This window comes from Thioalkalivibrio denitrificans (genome assembly GCF_002000365.1).
Taxonomy (GTDB): domain Bacteria; phylum Pseudomonadota; class Gammaproteobacteria; order Ectothiorhodospirales; family Ectothiorhodospiraceae; genus Thioalkalivibrio_A; species Thioalkalivibrio_A denitrificans.
In genome coordinates this window covers 1-1978 of record NZ_MVBK01000162.1, presented here as the reverse complement: position 1 = coordinate 1978, position 1978 = coordinate 1, and the positions used below count along the sequence as shown (strand labels likewise).

Annotated in this window: 3 protein-coding genes; 2 read left to right on the top strand and 1 reads right to left on the bottom strand. The window is 67.3% G+C overall.

What is annotated here, in order from left to right; all coding sequences use genetic code 11:
• The coding region (locus tag B1C78_RS17235) for a response regulator (protein ID WP_139350011.1) at positions 1–454 on the bottom strand (454 nt) is incomplete at its 3' end.
• A gap of 221 nt (positions 455–675) precedes the next feature.
• Between B1C78_RS17235 and B1C78_RS17230 the strand changes: the two genes are divergently transcribed.
• Both B1C78_RS17230 and B1C78_RS17225 read left to right on the top strand, forming a co-directional pair.
• Positions 676–1371 (top strand): SDR family oxidoreductase, encoded by a 696-nt coding sequence (locus B1C78_RS17230; RefSeq protein ID WP_077280382.1) that lies wholly within the window; start codon positions 676–678, stop codon positions 1369–1371.
• A 10-nt stretch (positions 1372–1381) separates the two neighbouring features.
• Positions 1382–1933, top strand: a complete 552-nt coding sequence (locus B1C78_RS17225) for an FKBP-type peptidyl-prolyl cis-trans isomerase (RefSeq protein ID WP_077280381.1) — start codon at positions 1382–1384, stop codon at positions 1931–1933.
• Positions 1934–1978 lie beyond the last annotated feature (45 nt).

Genomic DNA, 1978 nt, shown 5'->3' with positions numbered 1-1978 from the left:
CCTGATCCTCGCTGGGCGCCGGGGGAGGTGCTGGCGCCCGACTGCGGTACTGCGACACGTGGCGCCGCGCCACCTCGAGGATGTCACCGGAGTTGAAGGGCTTTTGCACCACGCTGCTGGCGCCCGCATTCAGGGCCCGCTCCCGGGTGCCGACGCTGTCCTCGTTGCCCGTGATCAGGACCACGGGGATCTCGCGCACCCGGGGGTCGCCCGATTCGCGGATCCGCCTGATCAGGCCGAAACCGTCCAGGCGGGGCATGGAGAGATCCGTATAGACACAACACACGGCCGGATCATCGAGCACGCGCGCCCAGCCCTCCTCACCATCACCGGCCTCCACCACCGGATAGACGCCGGACAGGATCTTCTTGAGGGCCTGGCGCATGACCCTCGAATCATCCACGATGAGGATGGTCATGCCCGGCTCCAGAATGGTGTCCTGATCAGCTGCCATCGATCCAAAACGCCCCCGTCTCATCCGCGAACCGCGGATATCCAAGGCCCGAGTGTAGCGCTACCGGGCCCCGAACCCAACGGAGGCTTGATTCCCGCCGGTCCGGACAGTACGGTCTTGTGACCCTCTGCACGTAAGATGGGCATCGCGACGCGCCGGGTCGCCGGGGGATGCCCCCGGCGACCCGGGCATGACTTGAACCCTTAGCCGCCGACCAAACCATGAGCCATACCGTCGTCATCACCGGCGCCAACCGGGGCATCGGCCTGGAGTTCACCCGCCAGTTCGCCGACGAAGGCTGGCGCGTTTATGCCGGCTGTCGCCAGCCCGAGCAGGCAACCGAACTCAACCGGCTGGCTGCCGATAACGCGCACGTCACCGTCCACCCGCTGGACGTCACGAAACCCGCCCAGATTCAGGCACTGAAGGCCGTGCTGGGGGATTCGCCGGTGGACCTCCTGCTGAACAACGCCGGCAGTTACGGGCCGGACGGCGTGCGCTTCGGCAACACCGACCCCGACGCATGGCTGGAGAACATGCGCACCAACGTCATCGGGCCCATGAAGATGATGGAGGCCCTGGTGGACAACGTGGCCACAAGCCGGCTGCGGCTGATCGCCTCGCTCAGCAGCAAGATGGGCAGCATGGCGGACAACGGCTCCGGCGGCGCATACATCTACCGCAGCGGCAAGGCCGCCCTGAACGCCGTGATGAAAAGCGCCAGCATCGATCTGGCGCCCAAGGGCATCATCGCCGTGGTCCTGCACCCGGGCTGGGTGCGCACGGCGATGGGCGGTCCCAACGCGGAGATCGACGCCGAGACCTCCGCCCGCCGGATGCGCGAGATCCTGGCTAGGCTCACGCCCCGCGACGCCGGCAGCTTCTTCGACATCGACGGCAGCATCATCCCCTGGTAACCCGCCCCCCGTGTCCCGAGTCATTCTCGTCAGCCTCATGGCCCTGCTGGCCGTGTACCTGCTTGCGCGCGGCTTCGGCCTGACACCTGAACAATTGGAGGACCACCGGCTGCTGGCCGAACTGAATGCCGAGGCGGGTGAACGCTACCGCAGCGAGAACAGGCAACGGCCCGGCGTGATCACTCTGCCGAGCGGCGTGCAGGTGGAAATGCTTCACGAGGGCGACGGCCCGATACCGCACCCGGACGATCTGGTCGCGGTGCACTACGTGGGCCGCCATCTGGACGGCCGCATCTTCGAAAGCAGCCATCGCCGCGGCGAGCCGTCGATCATCCCGGTGGAGCGCACCATCCCCGGCTGGCGCCAGGTGCTCGTCGACCTGCCCGTGGGCAGCGAAGTGCGCCTGGTGATCCCCCCGGACCAGGCTTACGGCGCGGCAGGCTCGGGCGTCATCGGTCCACAGGAGACGCTGATCTTCGAACTGGAACTCGTCGGCATCGTGGCACCCGAAGCGCCCCCCGAGCACGACCCCCTGCAGGACCCCGTGCCCGGCCTTCGCTGACGCGAAGGCCGAAGGGTGAAGGCTGAATGCTGAGTGCTGAGTGCT